The sequence below is a fragment of the Pedobacter sp. ASV12 genome (assembly GCF_016429155.1).
Classification (GTDB): domain Bacteria; phylum Bacteroidota; class Bacteroidia; order Sphingobacteriales; family Sphingobacteriaceae; genus Pedobacter.
Genome location: NZ_JAELUC010000023.1, coordinates 21,068 through 45,843, shown reverse-complemented (window position 1 = coordinate 45,843; position 24,776 = coordinate 21,068). Strand labels below are relative to the sequence as shown.

The window sequence follows — 24,776 nt, the reverse complement described above, 5'->3', positions numbered from 1 at the left end:
TTAGTGTAGCATGCCCCACAGCACAACAAACAAGGCACAGTTTAACAGATTTCTGTGGCTTGCTTGCTATACTCATTGTTGGCTGTAAAAATCCTACAAATGCATCAAAATATTAACCAACTTCCCAAAAGGATCGCGCACATAGAACCTGCGTACGCCCCAAGGTTCGTTAACCGGACCATATTCGATGTGGAACTGCGCGGCCTGCATCAATTCGAGGGCTTCGTCAACATTGTCTACCTCCACAGAAAGATCGGGTGTTTCGGTTCCCGACCCGCCCTCCTGCATAACACTCAATTGGACATCCATCTTACTGCTGTTGCCATAAGTGGCAATCCAGCCTTGGTCCATCAGCAATTCCAAGCCTAATATATCTTGGTAAAAGACCTTGGCTTTGGATAGTTCTGCCGTATGGATATTGGCAACAATGCGCTTAACTTTCATAAAGGATAATCGAATGGTCAAGTTAGCCATTTGAAGGCTAAAAAATCAATAGCTCAAGAGATAGATTGGATAGCCTGCATCTATTTCCTTATATATCTTTAAACCGAACTTGGCATAAAAAGGCAGGTTTTTTTCGGTTGAGGTTTCTAAAAGCAACAAACGACCCAACGCCTTGCTTTCGGCCAGTAAAGCCGTTAGCAGGTGCGATCCTTCGCCTTGGCCCTGTACTGATGGATCGACTCCAATAAACCAGAGGTGATAAGTTGGTTTGCCTTGGGCAAGCTCCTGATGGGCTTGCTTCACCATTTTTTCTTTGGTCATTACGCGACCAATATTGCCAAGCCCAGCTATGAAAAGCGTAAGCTTCAAGTCCCTGAAAAGCGAGCGGAAGCTAAAGTGTTTTCGCTCATCAAAAAGCACCAGTGCGCAACAATCCCGGTCTTTAGAGATGACCACCTGACCAAATTCCATACATTCATCAAAAGCATACCCCATCAGCATTTTAATCCGCTGCAGTCGTCTGCCATCTTGTTTGACCAACTGGTTTACGCTTTTATTCTGGTCAAAAGAGGCGCTGAGTATTTCTACCACTCTTGCCTTATCCTGAATTGACGCACTTATCATGGCACTAATATCGTTCATTTAGACCACGTTGTGCCCTTCTATCCATTTTTTTACCTAAGTACTTCTTCATCGTTTAACCCGGTTAGGCAGGTTCATCCATTTAATGTAATATCTTAGCATAATGAAAAATCCTGTTGCCAGCAACCACGACCAGATCTCTGCCAAAAAGCTCAAGGCCATATTTGGCGGATCGATAGGAAATTTGGTAGAATGGTACGATTGGTATGCCTACACGGCTTTTGCCATCTACTTTTCGGCTTCGTTTTTTCCAAAGGGCAACCCAACGGTGCAGCTGCTCAACACGGCAGGTATTTTTGCCTTGGGCTTTTTGATGCGTCCGCTGGGTGGCTATCTGTTTGGCCGCATTGCCGACAGGATTGGCCGAAAACAGTCGATGACCCTTTCGGTACTGCTCATGTCGTTAGGTTCGTTGCTCATTGCACTTATACCAACCTATCAAAGCATCGGTATTTTTGCACCTGTTTTGCTGTTAACCGCCCGCCTGATGCAGGGCTTGAGCGTGGGTGGCGAGTATGGCGTATCTGCTACCTACCTGAGCGAAATGGCCAGCAAAAACCGGCGCGGCTTTTACTCGAGCTTTCAATATGTAACCTTAATCGGTGGTCAGCTATTAGCCCTTGCCATACAATTGGCCTTGCAGCAACTGTTTTTAACAGAAGCCGAAATATTGGCCTGGGGCTGGCGCATTCCGTTTATTTTCGGAGCTTTACTTTCGCTGGTTGCGCTCTACCTCCGAAAAAACCTGGAAGAAACCCAAGCCTTCGAAAATCAGGCGCACGTAAAGCCTAGCCGAAAAGGAACCCTTAAAGAGCTGCTCAAACACCCCAAAGCCGTCATGAAAGTTATTGGCCTAACATTGGGCGGCACTCTGGCCTTTTATACCTATACCACTTACATGCAAAAATTCTTGGTCAATACCGTACACCTGAGCAAAGAGCAATCTACGCTGATGTCGTTTGCCACCTTGTTTATTTTTGCTTGTCTGCAACCTGTATTTGGCGCACTTTCTGACCGGATTGGCCGCAAGCCTTTGCTCATCAGCTTCGGTGTGCTGGGCACATTGGGCACCGTTCCCTTGCTTACTACCTTGAGCCAAACTTCGTCGCAGTGGCAGGCTTTCTTTTTGCTAATGGTTGCTCTCATTATCGTAAGCGGCTATACCAGCATCAACGCCATCGTAAAAGCAGAGCTCTTTCCGGCCGAGATACGCGCCTTGGGAGTTGGCTTGCCCTATGCCTTAACCGTTGCGGTTTTTGGTGGCACTGCCGAATACATCGCCCTGCAGTTTAAAGATTGGGGCCACGAATCGTATTACTACTGGTACATTACCGCTTGTATATTTCTTTCGTTGATTGTTTATGTAAGCATGAAAGACACCAGGGAAAGCTCGTCGCTAGACCGCGACCAGGTTAAATAGCATTTGCTTTTTATTCCATATCTTTTTAAATTTAAGTGGAAAACTTAAAACTTATAGCTATGGGAAAATTTGTCATCTCGACCAGGAACAATGGAGACTTCCAGTTTAACCTCAAAGCTGGAAATGGTGAAATCATTTTAACAAGCCAGGGCTACTCGAGCAAGGCTTCCTGCAACAGCGGAATCGAATCGGTTAGAAAAAATGCGCACGACGATAACCGCTATGAAAGGAAAACCTCAACCAACGACAAGCATTATTTTGTACTGAAAGCCGGCAATGGCGAGATTATAGGCAATAGCCAAATGTATGAAAGTGCTTCTGGAAGGGATAACGGCATTGAATCGGTTAAGAAAAATGCACCCGACGCCACGGTTGAAGAACAGCTTTCTTAGCGGATTGCGACCATGGCAGGAAAGCCTAATTACGGTGTTTCAAGAAATCCCAGGGCATTTTACTGGTACTGCGTCTTTCTTCTTCTATCAAAAAGCGCGCTATTTGGGTAAGCAACAAATCGTTTTCGCTGACAGTTCTGTCGCCCAAGGCCACTAGTTTTTGAATGTTCGATGGATTGGCCGCATCTAAACCTTCCTTGATACTTTCTAAGCTATCTGGCTCTATGCGAATGTAGTTTTTTTCCTTCCCTACCGAGTGGAAAAGCTGTTCCAGAAAAAAATCGCTGGTTTCGGCCACGCCGCTCATCATAATGTCAATCAGCGCAGGTACGATGGCCATGGCACTGCTCTTTTTAAAATGATCGTAATCGTACGACCTCCTGGAACGGCCAGTGCCCAAAGAAAACAGGTGGATATCGTTTATTTTGGTCTGGTTGTAGGCTTTGGTTACTTCGATCAGGCCGCTTAACGCGGGATTGGTGGCAAAAACACCTCCATCCAACAAGGGATAGCGCACATTGGCCAATGAATAGATTTCGGCCACGCTAAAATAGGTAGGTGCAGCCGAAGTGGCCCTGCATACGTCTTTCAAATAAAAATCCCTGCTCTCGCCACGGGTAATGGCGGTTTGCTGTCTAAAAAAATGCGTTTTGCGCAATTCGATGTTATAGGCACTGATGATGCAAGGCTTAATGAGCTGGCTTAGTTTGGTCTGACCAAAATATTTTTTCAGGATGCCTTCAAAAATCTGGCTGTTATAACGCTCGCCAGCTAAACCCAGCTTGGCTCTGATGCGCTTAAGCAAGCTCATTTTAAAGATTTCGTTGCCATGCTCGAGGTAAAGGTCCAAGGCTGCCCTCGCCGAAAATTTGGGTCGGGTTGGGTGGTCTTCCGATGGGCAAAGCAATAAACAGGTTAATATGCCACCGGTACTGGTTCCGGCAAAAAAATCGAAGTAGTCTACAATGGCCGAATCTGGATTTTTGCTCTCCTGCTTCAGTTTGTCTTCGAGCGCTACAAGCAACATCCCAGGTATGATGCCTCTTATCCCGCCACCATCAATAGAAAGTATCTTTTTCATAAGCTATTTGGCCTAAGGGTAAATATAGCCTACTTATTTTTGATTGCGAAGCGCTTTGCTCCTTAAAAAGTCATTTCTTAGGTAATTAATGTATTACGGAGCTGAAAACGATGCTTTTAACGGTTTTGTGATCCCAGCAAAAAGGCCAACGCACCATCGCTGGCCTTTCAAAATACCAATGACTAGATGCCGGTACGCTGCATAATTTCCTGCGTCGCATTTTCGTTAGGCTTGTTCTTTTGAAGTTTGCTGTTGCCAAAATTATACCTGATGTTGAAAGAAACGCTTCTGGCATCCCAATAATTGTTGTTGTTGGTAATGGCATACCTCGAATTAATTATCGATTTGTTGGCCGATGTTTTGAGCAAGTCGGCACCCGATAGGGTAAACACAAACTGTCGCACTGTTTTTCTGAAACCAATGCCAAGGTCTCCCCTGGCCATACCCTTGCTGCCTTCGCCAATATCGGCCACAACGGGTGCGAGATAATTGATGTTAACAAAGGCCGAAAACTGGCCCTTTTGCGAAAGGGTAATCGAATTGTTCATTTTAACGCTCCCCGAAAAACCGCTGTTGTCAATCGGTTCATCGGCCGCCTGCCCCTTGTAGCTGGTATAGTTGCCGGCCAGTGTTAGCGATGATTTGACCCGCCTGCCTATTTTAAAATTGGCAATAAAGGTAAAGTCGGCTATATTGCCCGTTCCATAATTGAGCCATACGATCCTGGTAATGTTATTGCTGTTGTTGGCCAGCAAAAACTGCGAAAAGCTATTGGTAATATGGGCATGGCTCAGCAAAAAGATATAGGCGCCTTTTAAGGTATAGCTCAGTTCGTTCTTTAAAATGTAAGACGACTGCAAAAAGGGATTACCTTCGGCGTACTGCGTGGGATTATTATAAACCCGCAGGTTATTGAGCTGCCAAAAATCGGGACGCTCTATCCTTTTGGAAAGGGTGTACGAAAAATTATGGTTTGTGTTTGGCGCATAATTAACGGCTAGCGTAGGAAACAAATTCAGGTAATCCTTATCTACCGCCACTTCATCTTTGATCGTTTCCCTGCCTTTGGTGCTCGATTGTTCGAGCCTTAGCCCAGTGGTTAGGCCCCATTGCTTGCCCAAACTAAAATCGGCGCTGGCATAAGCCGCGTTGATCTGTTCATTGTAGGCGTAGTTGGTACTCCGCAATTCGTCTTTTACATAAGTGCCACCTGCGTTGGCTACGGCATAATACAAATTGTTTTCGGTAGCCGTATTAAAAGACCTTGCTCCTAATTTCAACTTGACTTGGTTGCCAATGGGCAGTTTATAATCGAGCGCAAAAGTGTAGTTTTTAATCTGTTGTGGCAAAACAGCAATTTCGTTTCGCCTTACTTCGTTGGTTTCTACAACCGTGGCATAGGTGCGTTGGTTGGTGTTGTTGCTGTATTCGAAATAATCGGCGCTGGCCGTTAAGCGCTGCCCTAAGGTATCGAGGTCGAAACTATAGTTGAGGCCGGCATCTAACGAATGGCCTTTGATTTTGCTATTATTGGTAAAAACGAAGCTCGAATCGGTTTGACGGGTTGTTTTGTTGATAAAGCTGTTGTGGTTGACCCAATTTAAAGTTTGACGGTTCGGATTATAGTTGAGCGTAGCCGCCAGTACCTGTTTTTTGCCAATACCGTATTCTACGCCCAAATTGCCACCATAGTAAGTACGGAACTCGGCTCTGTCTAATGCCGACAAATTTAAGAGCTGCTTGGTGGCTGCGCCTCTAAAATCGAAATCATGTCTTTCGGTGATGAACTTGCTGTCGCGGTTAAGGTAAGGGGTAATATTAATGCCCAGGCTTTTTTGGCGGTAGTTGAACGCGCCACTCACCTGTTGCGAATTATAGGTGGCTTGACGGTCTGTTAAGGCTAAAGAGCCTTGATATCCATCACTTTCGCGTTTTTTAAATACAATATTCAGGATTCCGGCATTGCCCGATGCGTCGAATTCGCTACCCGGAGTGGTTATGATTTCAACATTGTTCAGCGTTGCACTGGGCAGGCTTTTAAGGTAATTGAACAAAGCCTGTCCACTCAGGTTCGATTTGCGTCCGTTGATGTAGACGATGGCCCCTTGCTTGGCAGAGATAGACAATGAACCATTATCGTCGGCGTTAACCAAAGGTACCTGTTTAAGCACATCCCAAACCGTGTTGTTGATGCTCAGGCTACTGTTCGCCACATTCACTACAAAACGATCTGACTTGCGCTGAATTAAGGGTCTCGATGAAGAAATGGTGACTTCTTTTAAGCTGTTGATGCTCGGCTTCAAATAAACGGGTTCTACATCTACCCGCTCGCCCGAATCGCGCAGCTCTCTGGTATAAACCTGATAGCCCAAACCCGAAACGCGTAATATCGTTGCCGTAGCCGGCTTGGCCAAAATATTATAGGTACCCGTGGTATCGGTATAGCCATGGCCAATCAGGGCCGAATCGGCCTTGTTTAAAAACTCAACGAGCACGTACATGGCAGGATCTTTGGTATTTTCTATGAAAACCTTACCTGTAAGCCTCCTTTCGGCTGCCTGCCCTATTTTTTTCTTTTCGATCAGGATGTTGTCTTCTACCTGCCTAAAAGTAAAATCGCTTTGCTGAAAAATCTCAGCCAAGGTTTGTTCTACCGTTCTGCTGGCTGGCGGCAGACTTAAAACAGGCATGGCCTTGATATCGTCTTTTCTATAAAAAAATCGGAACTGGGTTTGTTTCTCTATTCTTTTGAGCGCCTTGTGTATCGGTTCGTTGTTCAGTCCCACTGTTACCGGCGTTGCCTTTATGTCTTGGCTTTTAAGCGTCAAGCCAAAAAGCAGCTGCAGCCCAACAAATGAAAAAACAAATATTAATAAGCTAATGCGCATAAATTGTATCATCAAAGGCGAGACAAAGCGGAACGAATCTGAGCCATGCCAAGCCAAACCTTGCTGCTGTTTTGCAGAAAATTTCATATTTTTAAAAGTTTTATTGATTGTCAAAATGATTTAAAACATCCTGTTTTCAGGAAACCTGCGGGCCGATTGCCGTCGGTTCGCAGTTTTTTATGGCCTTGCCATCCCTTTTGGGGCTTCTATCTTCTTTTCTGGTTCGTATTTTAGGTAGGTTGGTTATTCGCATCCGGCACCAAAAATGGTAACGGTATTGTTTTTGATCTTGTAAGTGGCCTTGTTAAATTCGCATATCACCCTGAGGGCCTGGTCTAGGGTTTTATCTTTTTTGATTGTACCGGTGAAACGGCAGTTCTTTAGCTTTTCGTTGCTAAATTTGATTTGCACATCGTACTGTTTTGCCAGGGCAAGCGCAGCTTCGCCAAAGGTAATGTTGTCAAAATACAGGTCATCGGGCAGCCAGTCCAGCACGACCTCGGTATCTATGTTGCGCTGCACACGGCTTTGGTGTTGCCGTTCGTAAACAATTTGCTGATTGGGCATTAACAGACCCAATACTTCCCCCTCTTTGGCAACCTGCACCTTTCCACGGGCTACGGCAACCTTTACCTGGTTGCCCAATTTATCGGCACTGATGTTAAAGGCGGTACCCAATACCGTAGTGGTTATTTTGCCCGTATGTACCATAAAAGGCCTTTGTGGAAGATGTTTGACATCAAAATAGGCTTCGCCACTGAGGTATACTTCCCTGTTTTTATGGCCCAGGGCAGTGTTGTATCTGATGCTTGCGCCACTATTGAGCCATACGCTGCTGCTGTCTTCCAACATGACGTAGTGTTTTTCGCCTGTGGCTGCGCTAACGGTAGTCCAGCTGGCCATGGCTGTCGGTTGTTTTTGTTTCGGCCAGAGCAACAAGGCCAGCAAAAAGCCAGCGAATACGGCTGCACTGGCCATCGCTACTTTGAACCAGCTTTTAAATTTGATTGTCTTTTTGTTTTCGGCATCAATAGTATGGGCTATCCTGCGATAGAGCTTTTGTAGCCATTCGTCTTGGCTGCCGGCATCGAGCTGGTCCCAAACGGTAGCGGCCTGGTCCGGATTTTCCAGCCACCGTTCAACCAGCTGCTGTTCTTCCAAACTCGCTTCGCCTTTAAGGTACTTGTCTAATAATTGATCGATTTTCATAAACGCCTTTCCCTATTAGCGTATGAAGTTAGCATTGGTACTATCAGAAAATGAAAAAAATTTAGTCGTCGACAAAATCGAGCTATTTCATTAACAAAAAAGCCAGTACCGGCAGGGCTTCTTTGAGGTATTTGAGTGCTGTAGTCAGCTGGTTTTTGACCGTTTGTTCAGTAATTCCCAGCTTTTCGGCTATTTGTTTTACGCTGAGGTGCTCGTGTCTGCTTAAGCGATAAATTTCTTGGATGCGTGGCGACAGCTTGGCCAACGAATCTTCCAATGTTTTTTGCAGTTCCTTTGCTTCGAGTTGCTGATCGGCGCTTTGGGCATAGCTGGTAGCTAAGGCCTGCAAAAAGGCCGCATAACGCTGATGATGGCTGTTTTTTCGGATATGATCGATAATCCTATGGCGGGTTGCCGCATAGAGGTAGCTTTTAAGTTGCATTTCGGTATCCAGCTGTTGCCGTTTCTCCCATAGCCATACAAAGAGGTCGTGCAAAATATCACTCGCTTCGTCCAAATCGTGCAGCCTCGAACTGGCCACCGTATAACGTGCCAAATCCTGGCTATACCTATGGTAGATTTCGGTAAAAGCGTCGCGGTTGTCTTCTTTTAGCAACCCAACTAATTGGCTATCGGTAAAGGTATCTAATCGCATCCTGTTTGATCTGAAACAAATATAGCATTAAGCCTCATTTTTTCTAATTAACCCTGCCTTTACTCCATCAAACGCCTTCAACAAGCCCTACTAAAAACCCGCTCCATTTGGCTTTAAATGCGCTTTAAAGAAAAAATACCTAAAATTAAGTATTTACCCGTTGCTGCGATACGGTTAGTTTTGACAAACAAATAATCTGAACATGGAACAAACTAAAAAATTTTTACTCTTTGCCTTTGCACTTCCCGTATTGGCAATGGGTTGTGAGCTTTTTGAAGAAAAGCCGGAAGAAGAAACCAAAAAGGTCGACAATTCTACCTATACCTACACCTACACTTGTCCTACTGGCAGAAAAAACACCATAGAAATTCCAAATAGGCTCTCTGCAACCTGCAAAAGAAATTGGGAATACTATGCGCGGACCTATGGTTGCAACGATGCCAACAACTTTGCCGACGCCAACAGCAAAAAAGCACAATGTCCATGAGAGCGCTTTTCATCCTAGTATTAATTGCCGTATGCGGTGTAACAAAGGGGCAAATCAAGCCAACCTCAGGCCAATACACTACCGCCGATGGCTATTACACGGTAACCATTAATTTTGAAAGCAACACCTTGACCTTGATTGAACCTAACCGGACCTCTATTTACACCAAGGTATCGGATAATATTTTCAGCTTTATCCATCCAACTTCAAAAATAGACTACCGCATCGAGGTAATGGACCCGCAAACCATACAGACTTTCAAGGCCAACGTTTCGAGCAGCCGCTACACGCTCAAGCTGAGTAGCACCAGCGAAAGCAGCAGTAATGAGCAATACAAAACCTACTCGGCCATGGCCGAGCGCTATAAAGCCAAAATGCTTACCGATAAAAAAGATGCCCAGCTTTGGTCGTTTTGCGCGGCCGCTGCCTATGCCAGAAGTACCATGAATGACGAAGGCTTTAAAGAATATGCCACACAGATTTCATCGTCTATCAAGCTGATTATAGTAAACAAGGCCAAATGTCCTTGCGAAGATGCCATTCCGCCAGCGATATGGAACAGCGCTAAATAAAAGCCCTACCTTTGGGCTTTTATTTGTGTACCCAAAATTATTGATAAGCAGCCAATTTATTATCGGCCATTATTTTCTTGTATTCGCGTGGGGTAATGCCCTTGGCCTCCTTAAAAAATCGGTTAAAATTAGATAAGCTGTTAAAACCGCATGCGTAGGCCAGGCTGCTGATCTGTTGTTCACCATCGGCCATCAGCTTGCAGGCATGGCTAATCCGTACTTCGTTCACAAATTCTACGAAGGTTTTTTGCGTGCGACTCTTAAAATAGCGACAAAACGCCTGCTTGTTCATGTTGATCAGCGCCGATACGGTATCCAGCTGGATCTCATCCGAAAAATTAGCAAACACGTATTTGAATACTTTATCCATACGATTGTTGTCCTTAAGCTGGTAATTATTGGTGTAGCCCAAACCCGACAGCAATTCGTACTCTTCGGCATTTGACAAGGTGTCGAGGATTTTAAGCAAAAGGATCATCCGCTCAATGCCTTCCTCCTGGGCTGCCATTTGCAGCAGCAGTGCTTTGAGTTTATCTTTGGTTTGCCCAAAAAATTTCATCCCCCGTTGTGCAATTTGCAAGATAGATTTAAGTTTCTGCATGGAAACCATACCCTCAAAAGCGGCTATTAGCTTATCCGAATCGAAAAACAAGGTTACCGAACGTGCGTGAGACGAAGGCTCTACCGCCTCAAAATACCGTTCGTCGTTATACCAAACATGAGGCAGGTTGGCTCCGATAAACGTAAGTTCGTCGTGTTCAAAAGTGCCTATGCTGTCGCCAATAATCCTCCGCCCGCTACTTTCAACGATATAGCTCATCTGGCATTCGACATGAAAATGGAATGTAGTTGAAAAATACGGACTATCTACAACCTTGGTTTTGTAGACTTCATTTGTTGAACCTTCTAATATTTTGGCAAAAACAGGTCTCATGCACGCCAGCCATTAAATACCATACTCACCAATTCATCATCATAAAGAGCCACAATTACCATAAATTACATTTAAAACCACTAAAGTAGCTAATATAAAACCATAAAACGCAAATTTATTTCTAGTATTTCAACATTTATGCGACTAACTTTAAAAATTACCAAACTTATTGCCCTAGCAAATTAATACCTGCCCTATGAAAAAAATCTTCCTGCTTTTTTTGCTCTTGCTTGGTTTGAGTTATGGCAAGGCGCAGCAACAACTTCCCGACACAAAGCCCAACCTGGCGCAAAAAGCAATGATCAAGCGCGGCTATGGCATGTTTATCCATTTCGGCATCAACACCTTTAACGAAACCGAATGGTCTGACGGTACCTTGCCCGTTTCGAGCTACAACCCCAGCAAGCTTGATCCCGAACAGTGGGTGCGCACAGCCAAAGAAGCCGGGTTTAGGTATGTACTGCTCATTACCAAGCACCACGATGGCTTTTGTTTGTGGAACAGCAAATACACCGATTACGATGTAGCTTCATCACCGGTAAAAACCGATGTGGTTAAAGCAGTGGCCGATGCCTGCAAGAAGTATGGCATACAGTTCGCCATTTATTATTCGCTATGGGACAGGCACGAACCAAGCTACAAAGACAAAAACCCTCAAAAATATATAGACTACATGCTGAACCAGTTAACCGAACTGTTTAGCAATTATGGCAATATTTGCGAACTATGGCTTGATGGCGGCTGGGATAGGAAACCTAACGATTGGGGCATCGATCAGCTTTACAGGCTGGTTAAAAAGTATAATCCCGCTTGTGCGGTGAGCGTAAACCATACCATAGAGAGCACAGCTGGCCGAAGAAACTTTACCTTGCCCTCGAACATGACCGAAGACAACAAATACTTTTTTCAGTATTTCCCTTCCGATTTCAGGCTCTGGGACCCTAAGCTCATTACCAAATTCGACAAAAAACAGTACCTGCATAATGGTCAGTCTTATTACCTGCCTTTTGAACATACGCTGTGTTTGAGCAAGCGCTGGAATTGGTTCCAAAAATCGGCGCAATTGCCTACCAGGGACCTCGACGAACTGGAAGAGCTTTTTTATTGGTGTACCGACAACGATAACAGCCTTGTAATCAACGTACCGCCCGACCAAACTGGCCGCATTAGGGCCTACGAAGCCGATGCAGTGATCGGCCTGGGCAAAAGACTGGGTCTTTCGGCGAATAAACCCCTGCCTAAAAACGGCCAGTTTATTTCTTTTAATCGTCTGGCAACCGCTACCAGTACCGGCGAAGAAAAGGGCAGGCATTTTCCAGCCAGTGCCATTAATGATGGCAAACTAGACAGCAAATGGCTTTCGAAAGATACTTTGGCCAGCGTAGAAATGGAACTCGACCCAAGCCACGCCTTCAATAAAATCAGTATTTTCGAATATCAGGATACCAAGGAATTGGCAGACGGCTTTTCGCAAATCAGGGTACCCCGCATCCAGCAGTACAGCGTAGACATCTTGCAAGATGGGCAGTGGCAAACCATTTACCTCGGCGACGAGCCTATGGGCGATTGTAAAGTAATCCGTTTAGGCAAGCATTATAAGGCTGCCAAGCTCCGTTTCAAAGTGCTAAAAGCTACAGCGCCACCGGGCATCAACGAAATAACGGTAATTTACCGAGCCAGCAAATAAGCTCATCTATGAACTTTAAAAAAATATTGACCCTGGCCTTTTTGGTTAACTGTTCTTTGGGCTTACAGGCCCAAGAAACGCCCCTGCCTTATACCGAATCCATAACAAAGCAGCACCAGACCGATTGGCTGATTGCACCAAGCACCCAAAAAGCCGGCGTTTATTATACGGCTAACAAACAGGGAATTATCCTGTACAACGGTTATGTGAGGACGATTGAATAAAAACCAAGATCAAAACAGCGGCTTAAGTTTTTGGTTGGATGGCTTCGGCATAAATGATTAGCTTTGACTAAACACCAGTTCTGATGCAGTATAAACGAAACCTACTCTTAATCGTGCTTTTTGTGCTGATTGCCTGTTTTGTTGGACTCAGTATTTTTGTGGCCCACCATCCGATTCCAAAATTTGATCTCGGAATTTCGCTGGCCGTGCAAAAATACCACTCCGATACCTTGGACAAAATCATGCTGGCCATTAGTTTCTTTGGCGAACTGCCCTATTCCCTGTTATCGGTAATTATAGTGGCGCTGATTTTTTATTATTACCGATACAAGCGGGAAGCCTTTTTTATTGCCCAGATCCTTTTTTCGGGATTGCTTATTCTAGTGGTCAAAAACTACGTAGATCGCCCCAGGCCAACCGAGTTCTATGTGCGTTTGGTAGAAATAAACCGGTTTCAGAGCTTTCCGAGCGGGCATGTGCTTTCTTATGTGCTCTTTTTTGGCTTCCTCATTATTCTGATGCGCCATTTAAAAAACATTCCCCAAGCCACACGTCGCGTGGTTACGGTTATTTCGGCTTTTTTGGTGGTGATGATTGCCCCCTCTAGGATTTATTTGGGCGCCCACTGGTTTACAGATACTTTGGGAGGCTTTATTTTAGGGCTGATCTGCCTGTTTCCGCTTTGCTGGCTGTACTTTAAAAAAAGAAACGGGGATAAAGCTAAGCCTCATCCCCGTCATCTAAATTAACGCTCTCGAATATATAGACGTTCGTTTAAAAACTTTATTGTACAACGGCTGTTTTTTTTTATTTGATGGCCAACGAATTCCAAAACTTAAGCTTTTCAGCCTCATGGCTGGTGCCGTTTTTTTCCAGAAACCAAAGCCCATACATTTTGGCACCTACAAAAACATTCATTAATTGCGACTTGTTCAGGTCTTCTTTCTCGCCGCGCATATCCATTTTAAGGTAATAGGCAGGCTTGCCTTTAAAGGTGCAGATGGAGTCCTTAAGCGCAACCGCATTGCCGGCCCCCAACACAAATCCATTCTTCAGATCTGTATAAGTCTTTGCCTTTTTGAGCAATTCGGCCATTTTTTTTGCATCGACACCCTGTTTTTCGAAATCGGTTATGACAACAAACATTTTGACTGTCGAATCGAGCTCGGCTATCCAAATTTCCTTGCCCTCGATTATTTTCTTTTCGGGTTTTTTGGGAAAGGCTACCGACACGTTTGGGCTTATTTTTACTTGCTCCCAGGCAAAAGAGAACAATAAAAACGGTATAAAAAATAAAAAGGCGATGGATTTCTGTGGCATACTTTGATGATGAACAGTAAAGATAAACATTGATGATGGACAACAAAATACCTAATAATGTGTATTTTATGCCTAAAAAGAAACGGGGACAAGACTAGAAGTCCCATCCCCGTTATCTAAATTAACGCTCTCACAACAAATAGACGGTTATTTTTTCTAATTATCGCAAAAAATAAAATCTTTTTTTTACTCCGAATAGCTCTAAAAAAGAGACGGAGATAGAAGGCCTAAGCCCTATCCCCGTCATCTAAATTAACGCTCTCCATACAAAGACGCTCGAAGAAGCATTTTAGTATGTTCGGATCGATTTTTTTATTGCGCCTTGGCCATAATCGCTGGCAAGAACCAAACAGCATGCTGAATCCAATGCACTGTCTGGTGGCATTCGTTGCCATTGGCATCTGCCTCCGGCCTACTGAACGTTTTGGACAAAGGCCATTTCGAAAAACTTTGTTTACTAATTTTTTTAGCATATATTTGTTTCAACACAAATCAGAAATGTTATACGCAGTTGTCGATATTGAAACCACCGGAGGCTATGCTGCCGCACACGGCATTACAGAAATTGCCATCTATATTCATAATGGCGAAGAGGTGGTAGACAGTTTTGAAACGCTCATCAATCCGCATCAGCCCATCCCGATGCACATCCAAGCCCTAACCGGCATTAACGACGACATGGTAGCCGATGCACCCGATTTCAGGGAAGTGGCCGATCATATTTACGAATTGCTGCACGACAAGATTTTTGTGGCGCACAACGTCAATTTTGATTACTCTTTTGTGCGCCATCACCTCGAAGCCTGTGGCCATCAACTTCTGGTAAAAAAACTTTGCACCGTTAGGCTAAGTCGCAAGGTTTTTCCAGGCTTGGCTTCCTATAGCTTGGGCAAGCTGTGCAAAACCCTGAATATTGCCATCAACAACCGCCACCGGGCAGCCGGCGATGCCGAAGCTACGGCTACTTTGCTGGGCCTGATTGTAAGCGAAGATCACGCTGGCGTAATTGCCGATACTTTGAAAAAAGGTTCTCGTGAACAGGTTTTGCCCCCTAATTTGTTGCGCGAAGCCATAGATAAGCTGCCTAACACTCCTGGCGTTTACTATTTTAAAGACGAAAAAGGCAAAGTAGTTTATGTAGGCAAGGCCAAACAGCTCAAAAAACGCGTCTGTACGCATTTTACGGGCCATAGCATCAGCCAGCAACGGCAAAATTTTCTGAAAAGCATTTTCCATATCGACTTTGTAAGCTGTGGTACCGAGCTCATGGCCTTTATTTTAGAGGCTAGTGAAATCAAAAAACTATGGCCGGCCAACAACCGCGCCATGAAGCGATTCGAGCAAAAATATTCGCTTTATCATTTCGAAGACCAAAATGGCTATATCCGCTTGGGCATAGATAAGCATCGCAAAGACAGCCATGCACTGTATAGCTTCAACTATCTTCTTGAAGGACACGAACTCTTGAGAAAACTGGTTGAGCAACATTCGCTCTGCGAAAAACTCTGTTTTATCCAAACCCTTAAGCACGCCTGCACGCATCACGCCAACGGACAATGCAATGGTGCCTGTGTTGGCGAGGAAGCCCCCGAAGATTATAATTACCGCGTAAACCAAGCCATTAAACAGCTACAAGATCTTTTGCCATCGTTTATATTGGTTGACCAAGGTCGTACCGATGATGAGCAGAGTTGCATTTGGGTAGAAAAAGGTAAATTTTACGGAATGGGCTATATTTCGAACCATGTCGATGTAAACGATTTAGAAAGCCTTAAATCTGCCATGGAGCCCTATCCATCTAACGATTATATTATGAACCTGGTCCTCTCGTACCAGAGCCGGTTTCCGGCAAAGGCTATACCGCTAACCATTATCCAACAAAATAGCGAAGCCATAGATTTTACCTTTACCTAGCCATTTTTGAGCAATATAGAGATATAAAAACATATACAAAAAGTAAAAAGTACCATTTTTAATAGAGATAACACCTTTGCTGGCGTTTACGAAACCGGTATCTTTGTATATGAAAAATGATATTCCTGTTTATGATATCCAAAACTTCAAGGCCTACAAGAATGATGGCATTCTGGTCAGCCGTTTTGGCCATTATGCACAGCAACATCAGCACCTGCATTCGGCGCACCGCCACTCTTTTTTCCACCTTGTTTTTTTTACGCAAGGCAGCGGCAGCCAACAGATCGACTTTAAACGCTTTGGCGTAAAACCTGGTCTGATTTATTTTATGGTGCCAGGCCAGGTACACAGCTGGGATTTTGAAACCGCGCCTGATGGCTATATCATCAATTTTTCTAGCGATTATTTGAGCAGCTTTTTGCTGCAGCCCAACTACCTCGAAAACTTCAGCTTTTTTAACGGTCAGCCCGACTCTCAGGTTATTTTGCTGCCGGCTGAAACGCAGGCCAAACTGGTAGCCATTTTTGAGGATATTTTAAAAGAAGGCCAAAACGAAAAGCCCATTAACGACGATTTGGTGAAGACTTTGTTGCTTCGGATGTTTATAGAAGTGGCCAGAAGCACCAACATTATGCATACCGCGCCAGGGAGCTCGTACAACCACACGCTCTTGAAAAATTTTCAGCGCCTTATCGATCAGAATTATGCCCAATTAAGGCTACCCAAACAGTACGCAAGCCTGCTTTACATCACGCCCAACCACTTAAATGCGCTTTGCAACGATTTTTTGGGCCAATCGGCAGGTACGTTGATCAGAGAACGTGTTATTTTGGAAGCGAAGCGTCTGCTCATCAACCTCGATTTGATGGTAGCCGAAATAGCAACCAGGCTCAATTTTGCCGATCAATCTTACTTCATCAAGTTTTTTAAAAAATATGAAGGCATTACGCCCGAAAAATTCAGAAAATTAAATACAACACCACATGGAACAAAATAAAGACACCAAAGGACTATACATCTCTCAATGGCATGGCTTTGCCAATGCAAAATGCCCGCGTTGCAGGGTTGGCAAAGTATTTACGGGTGCTACCTACGGCTTTAGGGCCCAAAAAATGAACGAATTCTGTCCGCATTGCCAATTGAAGTTTGAGCGCGAACCTGGATATTTCTATGTATCGATGTTTGTGAGCTACGCCATGAATGTGGCCGAAATGGTAACGATCAGCGTTGCGGCCTATATTTTAGGGCTTAAACTGGAATATGAAAACCTCTGGTATTTTGTAGCCCTGCTTTTCGGCTCTACCTTGGTATTTTCGCCACTAAACTATCGTTATTCTAGAATGATTTTGTTGTATTGGTTATCGCCAGGGCTGCATTATGAGCCAGAGCGAAGCGCCAAATAAAGACCTGCAAAGTTTAGAAACAGGACTTGCGAAGCTCGAAAAGCCTCGCAAGTCTCCTTAACTTAGAGAATGGCGTATCTGTAGCTCACCCACTCATCCCAAACCGTTTTGGTTTGAGGAGCATTTTCCTGCTCTTTCTGGCTTTGCTCTTCAGCCTTATCCTTACGTTTTTCTACATATTTTTCTACTACCGGAGTAGCGTGAGCGCTTTGGGGTTCTTGCGCAACTTTACTCGACAAATCTGTTGTTGCTTTTGCTGGCTTTTCTGTTGTTTTTGTATGCATGGCTCAGTTATTTGTAAAAACTATCATGACAACAACTGTTTTTTCGATAATGTTTGGCCAAAATCGTCAAAATAACGCTGCAAAAGCTATTTTTGCTCGAAGAATCAGAACCCTGCTGCCTATTTGCTCTCTTTCAGCACCATGTCAATGGTAATGGCCGTGGCCACAATAGCTACCTTTTGTTTGTTTTCTGCATAATTGGGGTCGATAGACACGTTGTATTTATCGGCCGTGGTAAAGATTTCCTTTAATGCACCCGCCCATTTTTTGCTGATTTTGCCCATTTCGATTCCCTTGGCATCTTTGATGACAAAGTTCCAGGCTTTCCAGTCGCCGGTTATCTGCGCAATGTTTTCGCCTGTGGCTGCATCATTAATGGTAAAAGTAGGTTTAAAGAACTTGAATTTTTGTTTGATGAGGCCAATCTCTATTCCTGCCGGGTCGGCAACCGTAATTTTCGACATCCAAAATGTCCATCCCCTGCTAATGGTGGCCTGCAACTGATCGTTTACATCGGTTATTTCCAGGTGGAAAGGCATCATGCCTTTATTGATGAGCAAAGTAAGGAACTTGTGCCAGCCGCTCATGCGCTGCTTGATGATCCCGATTTGTGCGCCCTGCTCGTTGTATACCTTGTATTCGTTCGTAAACTTCAAAAAGTTGACCTTCTCATCGATAAAATATTCATCGCCAAGGAAAAAAGTAGGAATAGAATTATTCATTAATTGATTTTTAAGTTTTCAGTTATGCACCTAAAATAATTATTTTTTCTATCCTGCAAATTAACGTGCCAATAATTTTAAAGCGGCATAGCGGTTAAATATCCTTAACTTTGCCACAACAGCTATTGAAGAAAATGGCTTAACTAATTTTAAACATGGAAATAGGAAGATACAATACCTTAAGGATAGTGGGCAAGAATGCAGCTGGCCTAAGCCTATCAGACGGCAACAGCGAAGTTTTGCTGCCCTTTGGCGAAGTACCCAAAAACGTGCAGGTGGGCGATAACCTCGAAGTATTCGTTTACGCCAGCAAAACAGGCGATTTGATGGCCACAACCCAGGATGCCTTTGCAGAAGTAGGCGATTTTGCTTACCTCATTGCGGTTGATTCGGGCGAGAACGGCGCTTTTTTGGACTTGGGCATCGGCAAAGACGTGTATGTACCTGTGCGCGAGCAAAAGAGGCCTATGCACAAAGGCGAGGGCTATGTAGTGTACCTGCACCTTGATGATGATAGGCGCCTCATGGCCTCGTCGAGGCTCGACAGGTTTATTGAGGAAGAAGAATTTGATTTTGAAGAAGGCGACGAAGTGAGCCTGCTCATCAGCGAAAAAACCGATTTGGGCTATAATGCCATCATCAACAACAGGTACATCGGCCTTTTATACCACAACGAGCTTTTTGCCCATTTACTGCCCGGCGACCAGCGGAAGGGATGGATCAAGAAAATCCGCATCGGCAATAAAATAGATTTAAGCCTGCAACCGATGGGCTATGGTCACATTTTAGAAACTAAGGACGTTATCCTCAAAGCTTTGAGGGAAGCAGGCGGCAAACTCCCGTTGGGCGACAAAAGCTCTCCGGAAGATATTTACGAACGTTTCCAAATCAGCAAGAGCGCCTTCAAAAAAGCCATCGGCGGCCTTTACAAGGAACGTACCATCAGCATTGGCGATGAGGAGATTAGGTTAATTTTGCCTGATTAAACAAAATAGCTATAAATATTTTGGTGTTTTGGAAACCTTTTCCCCAAATCAAACGTATAAGTAATAAGAGTAGAATCTACTTGAGGGAGTTTTTTTGTGAGGTGCAGTCTTATGGCTGCACCTTTTTATTTAAAAAACTGTTGCACAGCTATTTATATTATCAGAGCACCATATCCGAACAAAGCCAGGCCAAGCTTTTCCAAATGATTTAATAAAACGGTTTTCTGCTAGGCTTTATATAGTTTAAATGTAATTGTGTTATTTTTTTTTAGGCTTTTATATCGAAATCGTTATCTTCACTACTCAATTTAATAAAAACAAATTATGACAGGTACAGTAAAATGGTTTAACGATGCAAAAGGCTTTGGTTTTATCACACCAGAGGAAGGCGGCAAGGATATTTTTTGCCACCATTCTGCCATTCAATCTTCAGGACTAAGATCTTTAAAAGAAGGCCAACAAGTTGAATTTGAAGTTAAAGACGGCAAAAAAGGCCCTGAAGCAAGCAACGTTAGAGTAACAGGATAAGTAATAAAGACTTTTTATTTATTTATTTGATGCGAAAAAAATGTCACCAAAGTTGGTGACATTTTTTTTAGCACTTTTCAGAATGCCTTTTTGTAACGTTTTAGAACATTTACATCCGGGCAATATCCATTTTTTGTACTTTTGGATTCCCTAACTGTTGTCATTTGCTAACCTTTTTTACGTATAAGACACCACAAAGATTCGCTGCTGCATTTAAGCAATTCTATAGTTTGGCCAATTTGAGGCAAATTAAGGTACTGAGCATGATCATTTTCATCATTGCTTTTTGTTCGAGGATAACCAGCCTTGTTTTTTATGCCGACATGATCAAGATAGAGAATTATGCCGAACACTCTTTGGGCAACTGGATACAGCTATCGGGTGCATTTGTCTTTTACCTGCTCAGTACCATCGCCCTCCAATCGGCCAAATGGACCATTGTGCACCGGCGATTGCTTACCATCTGCTTCATTATTTTTGTGCTGCTGATCTCTTTTGGAGTAAGCTATACCGTTTCGTTGCACAACACCAAAAATACGCTGACCATGTTTTTGATTGGCATTGTAAGCGTAAGCCTGTTTTTTGCCATCGAATACCGCGAAATTTTAGCCATTGCCATTTTAGTGGTAATCGTGTTTATCCTAAGCATGGTATTGCCCAAAATTACTTCTCAGGAAAAAATCATGAACGTGATTGCGGCTTTTATTTTAGGTTTTATCTTGATGGGCTTTTCAAGATACAGCTACTATTTCAAGTCGATGCACTTTGTAAGGCTAAGGCAATTGGAAGAAAAAAACCTGGAAATACAACATCTGAATACCCAAAAGAGCGAAATTTTGGCTTTTGTGGCACACGACCTCAGAAATCCGTTAAACAACATCGAAACATTGAGCAAGCTGCTGCTGGCCGAAGACAAACAGCACAATGAAGCCAAGATGATTTCGACCGCAGCCCATCAGGCCAAAGAAATCATTAACGACCTGATTGAAGCGGCCAAATTAGACCAAACCACCATGCACACCGAGCGCCTGGCCGTTGTGCCTTTTGTACGGTCTATCTTAGAAAAATGGAGAGCCAATCAGCAAAGAATCCTCAACTTTGCGGGAGCCAACGAAACTGCTTTTGCCCATATCAACCGTTCTAAAATGGAGCGGGCGATAGACAACCTGATCAGCAACGGACTCAAATTTTCAGACCCTGAGCAACCGCTTGACATCGAGCTCAGCATACACAAGCAAAGCGTATGCATTGCCATTATCGATTATGGAATAGGCATTCCGAAAAAACTGCAGCACCATATTTTCGATCAGTTTTCTAAGGCTGGGCGTACCGGCCTAAAGGGCGAAAAATCGGTGGGTTTGGGCCTCCACATCTCTCAGCGCATCATTGCCCAGCACGAGGGCAAGTTGCTCATGAAAAGCGAAGAAAACAAAGGCACCACCTTTAGCATCCTGCTGCCACTGGCCTAATCTGTGTCTTGCTGCGTGGCAAAAAGTTTGGGGGAGAAATTAACCAGAAACAGCTCTTTTTTTGCCCTGGTTACGGCGGTATACAGCCAGCGCAAAAAATCCATGTCTACCATATCGTCAGTTAAATAGCCTTGGTCAACAAAAACGGCATCCCATTGGCCACCTTGCGCCTTATGGCAGGTTACGGCATAGGCAAACTTGATCTGTAAGGCATTGTAGTAAGGATCTTGCTTAATGGCTTCCATTTTTTCTTTTCTGTTGCTGATGTGCTCATAATCGAGCATAAGCCCTTCAAAAAGCTGCTTGCTTTGCGAATAGGGCAAATTAGGCGTTTCGGCTTGCAGGGTATCTAGGATAACCTTGCAACTGACGCTACCCACCTCCTGAAAATCCAAAAATTCCAGCTGTACTTCTGCAAACCTCAAGCCGTAGCGCTCCTCCTCCCTACGCACCCTGATGACTTTGGCCATATCGCCATTGGCAATAAAAGCCGTTTCCTGGTTATCTGGCAACCAAAAATAATTGTTGCGTACCACCATCAGCTGATCGCCACCGCTCAATTCTTCGTCGCGGTAAAGCAGGCGGCTCCTGATCTGGTTGTTGTATACGTTGGCCGATTTATTGGAACGGCAAACCACCAAGGTATTTTCCAGACCGAATTTGCTATAGGCATATTCCAGGCCCTCCACCATTTTTATGCCCGTCATACTAAAAATGTCCTTGTAATTTTTGGTAATGAACTTAGGCAAAACCTTTGGTGCTTCGCTATATTTGTTGATCAGCTTACGCAACATGGTGGCATTGGCCAAAATACCAGATTTTTTCTCTTGTCGCACCACTTCTTTCAACTCTACGGCAACCACGTGAAGGTGAAAATTGTCGCTCAGGTATTTTTCGTTCAGTGCCGGGCTATCGATGCTGCCTACAGGGGGCAACTGGGCCGTATCGCCAACAAACAGCAGCGAGCAGTTTTTGTCTTTCCCATCGGCACCAGGTTGATAAACAAACTCGATCAAATCCCTCAAAAACGAAGATCCGTTTTGTTGGTTCCATTCGTCGGCAATCATTGAGGCCTCATCTACAATAAACAAAGTGTTTTTGGCCAGGTTGGGCGCCAGCTGAAAAGCCATTTCGGTGCTGACGGCGCTTTTTTTACGATAGATTTTTTTATGGATGGTCAACGCCTTTTTTTGGGTATACGAGCTGATTACCTTGGCTGCCCTGCCCGTAGGCGCCAACAACACCACATTTAACCTGAACTGGGGCAAGGCTTTGACCAAAGCCGCCACCGAAGTGGTTTTTCCCGTACCGGCATAACCACGCAGCACGAAGCATTTCTCGGTACGCCGATCGTCCAAAAAAGCACTGGCCTTGGTGCAAAACACCAATTGTTCGTCGGTTGGCTCGAAAGGATATGACTGGGCGATGAAATGGGCTTTATCCATTTAGCAAAGATGCAACCGTATTGGCAGAAACCGGTTAAATTTATCTAATAATTTATTTGAACATTATCGTTTATCTGCAGACAAGGTTTTAGGCAGGCGCTGGATCAAAATAAGCCGCCCCCCTTTTCGCCGCCAAAAATTTAAACCGCATCATATAGAAAAAAAGAATTATTTTTGCCTGTACATGAACAGCAGCAACAGCATTTTATTAATCGATCCCAATTTTGATCCCGCTAAGGTATCGGCCTGTAATTTATTGATCAAAGTAGGCCAGGATAGTTTTTCTTATGCCATCGTTAATAAGGAAACCCAACAGGTAAATGCTGTTTTTGACGAACAGGAATGCGAAAATGGGCTCCAAAAACTGAGCGACCGTTTAAAAACCGACCATTACCTGACCTTGCCCTATCAAAAGGTAAAAGTGGCTGTACATACCCCCAATGTCATTGCGGTTCCGAACGAGCTGTACAGCGAACAGCTTTTGGCCAACCATACGCCTTATTTTATCGGTTCGCATACCGGCAGCCTCTACCAGCAGGCCCATAGCCATTTTGGATTTACCACCGTTTTTGCCCTCTCCAAAACCGCCGAAGATACCCTGAACAGCTTTAACCTGAGCCAATTATTTACCCTGGATGCTGGGCTGCTGGCTTTAGCCCAAAATATTGGAGAAACCGGCTTACTGATTGATTTTACGGCCAGCTCTTTTCAGGTGCTTTACCTCAAAAACAAACAGGTAGTTTTTCAGCAAAACTATGAAATCGACAATCTCGACGAGTTCAACTATTATCTCTTGCTCATCATCAACCAGCTTGGCATTGAACCAAAAGAAACACCGCTGTTTTTGAGTGGCATTGTGCATGAAGGCGATGAACGCTACAATTGCCTGGCTAAATATTTTGCACAGCTTCAATTTGTTAACGGACAACCCGAACTGGACCAAAGCATCCTTGACGACATGCCGAGCCACTACTACAGCAATTTACTAGCGTTAGATCAATGCGAATAATAGGCGGAAAATTAAAGGGCATACAGCTGAACGCACCTGCCAAACTCCCGGTAAGGCCAACCAAAGACATGGCCAAAGAAGCGCTGTTCAACATCCTGCACAACACTTACGATTTTGAAGAATGCTCGGTACTCGACCTTTTTAGCGGTACAGGCAGCGTAAGCATCGAATTTGCCTCACGTGGCATTAAGGAAGTGAGAACCGTTGACAAGCACCCGGGTTGCGTAGCTTGGATCAAGTCGGTTGCCGAAAAATACAACCTTAGCGAAATTGATGCACAAAAAGCCGATGCCTTCAAATACCTGGCGCAAGAGCACAACCGCTATGACATTATTTTTGCCGATCCGCCCTACGATTTGCCCAATATTCCGCTGTTGCCACAACTGGTAGCTCAAAACCAATTGCTCAAAACCAACGGTGTGCTTATTGTTGAGCATCCGCCGCTGCTTAAATTGGAACAGCAGCCCGGGTATTCGCACACCAGAAAATACGGCAATTCTTCCTTCAGTTTTTTCGACCCTGTTATTTGACCGCTGTAATTTCTACACAGCCAAATCTTTCCCATTCGTTAACAATTGATATATTTGAATATGAAAATAGCGCTATTTCCGGGTTCATTCGATCCGATTACCATTGCTCATGTCGATATTTTGAAGAGGGCAATGCCCCTGTTTGACCGCATTGTGGTAGGTATTGGTCTGAACAGCTCGAAGCAGAACTTTTTGTCGGCCGAAAAAAGGGAAGAAATCGTCAAAACCGTTTTTCAATCGGCAAGCCATGTAGAAGTACAGCTTTACGAAGGATTGACGGTTGATTTTTGCGCCAAAATTAAGGCTAAATACATGATCAGGGGCATACGTTCGGCCGCCGATTTCGAATATGAGCGTGCCATTGCCCAAATCAACCAAACCATGATGCCCGAGGTAGAAACCATCTTGCTGCTCAGCAAACCCGAGTTTTCGGCTATTAGTTCTACCATTGTTCGCGATATTTTGCGCAATAAAGGCAATGTGGCTCCTTTTGTGCCTCAAGAGGCCTTGAAATTCTTGTAGGCAGCGCCG

The 24,776-nt window shown here is 44.2% G+C and carries 27 protein-coding genes; 16 read left to right on the top strand and 11 right to left on the bottom strand.

Annotated features, from left to right (window positions below; all coding sequences use genetic code 11):
- Positions 1–93: 93 nt before the first annotated feature.
- Positions 94–444, bottom strand: coding sequence for a VOC family protein (locus JHD69_RS08040; RefSeq protein WP_199139126.1), 351 nt, complete (start codon positions 442–444; stop codon positions 94–96).
- Positions 445–489: 45 nt separating this feature from the next.
- Positions 490–1,086 (bottom strand): GNAT family N-acetyltransferase, encoded by a 597-nt coding sequence (locus JHD69_RS08035; RefSeq protein WP_199139124.1) that lies wholly within the window; start codon positions 1,084–1,086, stop codon positions 490–492.
- 103 nt (positions 1,087–1,189) lie between these two features.
- On the opposite strand from JHD69_RS08035, the gene JHD69_RS08030 reads away from it, so the two are divergent.
- Together JHD69_RS08030 and JHD69_RS08025 are read left to right on the top strand one after the other, a co-directional pair.
- Positions 1,190–2,506: an MFS transporter gene (locus tag JHD69_RS08030; protein ID WP_199139122.1), complete on the top strand. Its 1,317-nt coding sequence runs from the start codon at positions 1,190–1,192 to the stop codon at positions 2,504–2,506.
- 59 nt (positions 2,507–2,565) lie between these two features.
- The gene (locus JHD69_RS08025; protein ID WP_199139120.1) at positions 2,566–2,898 is read left to right on the top strand and encodes a YegP family protein; all 333 of its coding nucleotides are present in this window, start codon (positions 2,566–2,568) and stop codon (positions 2,896–2,898) included.
- Positions 2,899–2,923: 25 nt separating this feature from the next.
- Here JHD69_RS08025 and JHD69_RS08020 read toward each other — a convergent pair whose 3' ends face one another.
- The 4 genes from JHD69_RS08020 to JHD69_RS08005 form a co-directional block, all read right to left on the bottom strand.
- The gene (locus tag JHD69_RS08020) at positions 2,924–3,979 is read right to left on the bottom strand and encodes a patatin-like phospholipase family protein (protein ID WP_199139118.1); all 1,056 of its coding nucleotides are present in this window, start codon (positions 3,977–3,979) and stop codon (positions 2,924–2,926) included.
- Positions 3,980–4,161: 182 nt separating this feature from the next.
- Positions 4,162–6,954, bottom strand: coding sequence for an outer membrane beta-barrel family protein (locus JHD69_RS08015; RefSeq protein WP_199139116.1), 2,793 nt, complete (start codon positions 6,952–6,954; stop codon positions 4,162–4,164).
- Positions 6,955–7,110: 156 nt separating this feature from the next.
- Complete coding sequence (locus JHD69_RS08010) at positions 7,111–8,076, bottom strand: FecR family protein (protein ID WP_199139115.1); 966 nt, start codon at positions 8,074–8,076, stop codon at positions 7,111–7,113.
- An 82-nt stretch (positions 8,077–8,158) separates the two neighbouring features.
- A complete protein-coding gene (locus tag JHD69_RS08005) occupies positions 8,159–8,731 on the bottom strand; it encodes an RNA polymerase sigma-70 factor (protein WP_199139114.1) in 573 nt (190 codons plus the stop codon).
- Between the two features lie 202 nt (positions 8,732–8,933).
- Between JHD69_RS08005 and JHD69_RS08000 the strand changes: the two genes are divergently transcribed.
- Together JHD69_RS08000 and JHD69_RS07995 are read left to right on the top strand one after the other, a co-directional pair.
- Positions 8,934–9,218, top strand: coding sequence for a hypothetical protein (locus tag JHD69_RS08000; protein WP_199139113.1), 285 nt, complete (start codon positions 8,934–8,936; stop codon positions 9,216–9,218).
- A complete protein-coding gene (locus tag JHD69_RS07995) occupies positions 9,215–9,790 on the top strand; it encodes a hypothetical protein (RefSeq protein WP_199139112.1) in 576 nt (191 codons plus the stop codon). Before JHD69_RS08000 ends, JHD69_RS07995 begins: the two co-directional genes overlap by 4 nt.
- A gap of 37 nt (positions 9,791–9,827) precedes the next feature.
- Here the strand turns inward: JHD69_RS07995 and JHD69_RS07990 are convergent, their stop codons facing one another.
- Positions 9,828–10,724 (bottom strand): AraC family transcriptional regulator, encoded by an 897-nt coding sequence (locus JHD69_RS07990; RefSeq protein WP_199139111.1) that lies wholly within the window; start codon positions 10,722–10,724, stop codon positions 9,828–9,830.
- Between the two features lie 196 nt (positions 10,725–10,920).
- Between JHD69_RS07990 and JHD69_RS07985 the strand changes: the two genes are divergently transcribed.
- From JHD69_RS07985 to JHD69_RS07975, 3 genes are all read left to right on the top strand, one after another.
- Complete coding sequence (locus tag JHD69_RS07985; protein ID WP_199139110.1) at positions 10,921–12,411, top strand: alpha-L-fucosidase; 1,491 nt, start codon at positions 10,921–10,923, stop codon at positions 12,409–12,411.
- Between the two features lie 8 nt (positions 12,412–12,419).
- Entirely contained in the window at positions 12,420–12,635 is a 216-nt protein-coding gene (locus tag JHD69_RS07980; RefSeq protein ID WP_199139109.1) for a hypothetical protein, read from the top strand.
- Between the two features lie 83 nt (positions 12,636–12,718).
- Positions 12,719–13,384 (top strand): phosphatase PAP2 family protein, encoded by a 666-nt coding sequence (locus tag JHD69_RS07975; protein ID WP_199139107.1) that lies wholly within the window; start codon positions 12,719–12,721, stop codon positions 13,382–13,384.
- 58 nt (positions 13,385–13,442) lie between these two features.
- On the opposite strand, the gene JHD69_RS07970 is transcribed toward JHD69_RS07975, so the two are convergent.
- A complete protein-coding gene (locus tag JHD69_RS07970) occupies positions 13,443–13,955 on the bottom strand; it encodes a hypothetical protein (protein ID WP_199139105.1) in 513 nt (170 codons plus the stop codon).
- Between the two features lie 498 nt (positions 13,956–14,453).
- On the opposite strand from JHD69_RS07970, the gene JHD69_RS07965 reads away from it, so the two are divergent.
- The 3 genes from JHD69_RS07965 (at position 14,454) to JHD69_RS07955 (ending at position 17,272) form a co-directional block, all read left to right on the top strand.
- Entirely contained in the window at positions 14,454–15,869 is a 1,416-nt protein-coding gene (locus tag JHD69_RS07965) for an exonuclease domain-containing protein (RefSeq protein WP_199139103.1), read from the top strand.
- A 109-nt stretch (positions 15,870–15,978) separates the two neighbouring features.
- Entirely contained in the window at positions 15,979–16,866 is an 888-nt protein-coding gene (locus JHD69_RS07960) for an AraC family transcriptional regulator (protein WP_199139101.1), read from the top strand.
- Positions 16,853–17,272: a DUF983 domain-containing protein gene (locus JHD69_RS07955; protein WP_199139099.1), complete on the top strand. Its 420-nt coding sequence runs from the start codon at positions 16,853–16,855 to the stop codon at positions 17,270–17,272. Before JHD69_RS07960 ends, JHD69_RS07955 begins: the two co-directional genes overlap by 14 nt.
- Before the next feature lie 62 nt (positions 17,273–17,334).
- On the opposite strand, the gene JHD69_RS07950 is transcribed toward JHD69_RS07955, so the two are convergent.
- Both JHD69_RS07950 and JHD69_RS07945 read right to left on the bottom strand, forming a co-directional pair.
- Positions 17,335–17,556, bottom strand: coding sequence for a hypothetical protein (locus tag JHD69_RS07950; RefSeq protein ID WP_199139097.1), 222 nt, complete (start codon positions 17,554–17,556; stop codon positions 17,335–17,337).
- Between the two features lie 119 nt (positions 17,557–17,675).
- Entirely contained in the window at positions 17,676–18,278 is a 603-nt protein-coding gene (locus JHD69_RS07945) for an LURP-one-related/scramblase family protein (RefSeq protein ID WP_199139095.1), read from the bottom strand.
- Between the two features lie 155 nt (positions 18,279–18,433).
- Here JHD69_RS07945 and JHD69_RS07940 point away from each other — a divergent pair, with 155 nt between their 5' ends.
- From JHD69_RS07940 to JHD69_RS07930, 3 genes are all read left to right on the top strand, one after another.
- Positions 18,434–19,264 carry a CvfB family protein gene (locus JHD69_RS07940; protein ID WP_199139093.1) on the top strand — a complete coding sequence of 277 codons (831 nt, stop codon included), beginning with the start codon at positions 18,434–18,436 and terminating at the stop codon, positions 19,262–19,264.
- Between the two features lie 324 nt (positions 19,265–19,588).
- Positions 19,589–19,792 carry a cold-shock protein gene (locus JHD69_RS07935; protein ID WP_199139091.1) on the top strand — a complete coding sequence of 68 codons (204 nt, stop codon included), beginning with the start codon at positions 19,589–19,591 and terminating at the stop codon, positions 19,790–19,792.
- Between the two features lie 263 nt (positions 19,793–20,055).
- Positions 20,056–21,261, top strand: coding sequence for a sensor histidine kinase (locus tag JHD69_RS07930; RefSeq protein ID WP_199139089.1), 1,206 nt, complete (start codon positions 20,056–20,058; stop codon positions 21,259–21,261).
- On the opposite strand, the gene JHD69_RS07925 is transcribed toward JHD69_RS07930, so the two are convergent.
- Positions 21,258–22,706 (bottom strand): ATP-dependent DNA helicase, encoded by a 1,449-nt coding sequence (locus JHD69_RS07925; RefSeq protein ID WP_199139088.1) that lies wholly within the window; start codon positions 22,704–22,706, stop codon positions 21,258–21,260. The two genes, JHD69_RS07930 and JHD69_RS07925, sit on opposite strands and share 4 nt — an antisense overlap.
- Positions 22,707–22,890: 184 nt before the next feature.
- On the opposite strand from JHD69_RS07925, the gene JHD69_RS07920 reads away from it, so the two are divergent.
- Genes JHD69_RS07920 through coaD form a run of 3 tightly spaced genes read left to right on the top strand, consistent with a single transcriptional unit; the run spans position 22,891 to position 24,767 of the window.
- Complete coding sequence (locus JHD69_RS07920; RefSeq protein ID WP_199139086.1) at positions 22,891–23,715, top strand: DUF3822 family protein; 825 nt, start codon at positions 22,891–22,893, stop codon at positions 23,713–23,715.
- Complete coding sequence (locus tag JHD69_RS07915) at positions 23,706–24,245, top strand: RsmD family RNA methyltransferase (RefSeq protein WP_199139084.1); 540 nt, start codon at positions 23,706–23,708, stop codon at positions 24,243–24,245. The genes JHD69_RS07920 and JHD69_RS07915 overlap by 10 nt, the downstream gene beginning before the upstream one ends.
- A 60-nt stretch (positions 24,246–24,305) precedes the next feature.
- The gene (gene coaD, locus JHD69_RS07910; protein WP_199139082.1) at positions 24,306–24,767 is read left to right on the top strand and encodes a pantetheine-phosphate adenylyltransferase; all 462 of its coding nucleotides are present in this window, start codon (positions 24,306–24,308) and stop codon (positions 24,765–24,767) included.
- Positions 24,768–24,776 lie beyond the last annotated feature (9 nt).

Bases quoted from the DNA above. Each gene is read 5' to 3' on its own strand.
- JHD69_RS07935 (WP_199139091.1), top strand. From the start codon at position 19,589: ATGACAGGTACAGTAAAATGGTTTAACGATGCAAAAGGCTTTGGTTTT.
- JHD69_RS07995 (WP_199139112.1), top strand. From the start codon at position 9,215: ATGAGAGCGCTTTTCATCCTAGTATTAATTGCCGTATGCGGTGTAACA.
- JHD69_RS08005 (WP_199139114.1), bottom strand. From the start codon at position 8,731: ATGCGATTAGATACCTTTACCGATAGCCAATTAGTTGGGTTGCTAAAA.
- JHD69_RS08000 (WP_199139113.1), top strand. From the start codon at position 8,934: ATGGAACAAACTAAAAAATTTTTACTCTTTGCCTTTGCACTTCCCGTA.
- JHD69_RS08025 (WP_199139120.1), top strand. From the start codon at position 2,566: ATGGGAAAATTTGTCATCTCGACCAGGAACAATGGAGACTTCCAGTTT.
- JHD69_RS07945 (WP_199139095.1), bottom strand. From the start codon at position 18,278: ATGAATAATTCTATTCCTACTTTTTTCCTTGGCGATGAATATTTTATC.
- JHD69_RS07970 (WP_199139105.1), bottom strand. From the start codon at position 13,955: ATGCCACAGAAATCCATCGCCTTTTTATTTTTTATACCGTTTTTATTG.
- JHD69_RS07940 (WP_199139093.1), top strand. From the start codon at position 18,434: ATGGAAATAGGAAGATACAATACCTTAAGGATAGTGGGCAAGAATGCA.
- JHD69_RS08035 (WP_199139124.1), bottom strand. From the start codon at position 1,086: ATGAACGATATTAGTGCCATGATAAGTGCGTCAATTCAGGATAAGGCA.
- JHD69_RS07930 (WP_199139089.1), top strand. From the start codon at position 20,056: ATGATCATTTTCATCATTGCTTTTTGTTCGAGGATAACCAGCCTTGTT.
- JHD69_RS08030 (WP_199139122.1), top strand. From the start codon at position 1,190: ATGAAAAATCCTGTTGCCAGCAACCACGACCAGATCTCTGCCAAAAAG.
- JHD69_RS07975 (WP_199139107.1), top strand. From the start codon at position 12,719: ATGCAGTATAAACGAAACCTACTCTTAATCGTGCTTTTTGTGCTGATT.
- JHD69_RS08040 (WP_199139126.1), bottom strand. From the start codon at position 444: ATGAAAGTTAAGCGCATTGTTGCCAATATCCATACGGCAGAACTATCC.
- JHD69_RS07955 (WP_199139099.1), top strand. From the start codon at position 16,853: ATGGAACAAAATAAAGACACCAAAGGACTATACATCTCTCAATGGCAT.
- JHD69_RS07920 (WP_199139086.1), top strand. From the start codon at position 22,891: ATGAACAGCAGCAACAGCATTTTATTAATCGATCCCAATTTTGATCCC.
- JHD69_RS07960 (WP_199139101.1), top strand. From the start codon at position 15,979: ATGAAAAATGATATTCCTGTTTATGATATCCAAAACTTCAAGGCCTAC.
- JHD69_RS07965 (WP_199139103.1), top strand. From the start codon at position 14,454: ATGTTATACGCAGTTGTCGATATTGAAACCACCGGAGGCTATGCTGCC.
- JHD69_RS07915 (WP_199139084.1), top strand. From the start codon at position 23,706: ATGCGAATAATAGGCGGAAAATTAAAGGGCATACAGCTGAACGCACCT.
- JHD69_RS07980 (WP_199139109.1), top strand. From the start codon at position 12,420: ATGAACTTTAAAAAAATATTGACCCTGGCCTTTTTGGTTAACTGTTCT.
- JHD69_RS07985 (WP_199139110.1), top strand. From the start codon at position 10,921: ATGAAAAAAATCTTCCTGCTTTTTTTGCTCTTGCTTGGTTTGAGTTAT.
- JHD69_RS08015 (WP_199139116.1), bottom strand. From the start codon at position 6,954: ATGAAATTTTCTGCAAAACAGCAGCAAGGTTTGGCTTGGCATGGCTCA.
- JHD69_RS08020 (WP_199139118.1), bottom strand. From the start codon at position 3,979: ATGAAAAAGATACTTTCTATTGATGGTGGCGGGATAAGAGGCATCATA.
- coaD (WP_199139082.1), top strand. From the start codon at position 24,306: ATGAAAATAGCGCTATTTCCGGGTTCATTCGATCCGATTACCATTGCT.
- JHD69_RS07950 (WP_199139097.1), bottom strand. From the start codon at position 17,556: ATGCATACAAAAACAACAGAAAAGCCAGCAAAAGCAACAACAGATTTG.
- JHD69_RS07925 (WP_199139088.1), bottom strand. From the start codon at position 22,706: ATGGATAAAGCCCATTTCATCGCCCAGTCATATCCTTTCGAGCCAACC.
- JHD69_RS07990 (WP_199139111.1), bottom strand. From the start codon at position 10,724: ATGAGACCTGTTTTTGCCAAAATATTAGAAGGTTCAACAAATGAAGTC.
- JHD69_RS08010 (WP_199139115.1), bottom strand. From the start codon at position 8,076: ATGAAAATCGATCAATTATTAGACAAGTACCTTAAAGGCGAAGCGAGT.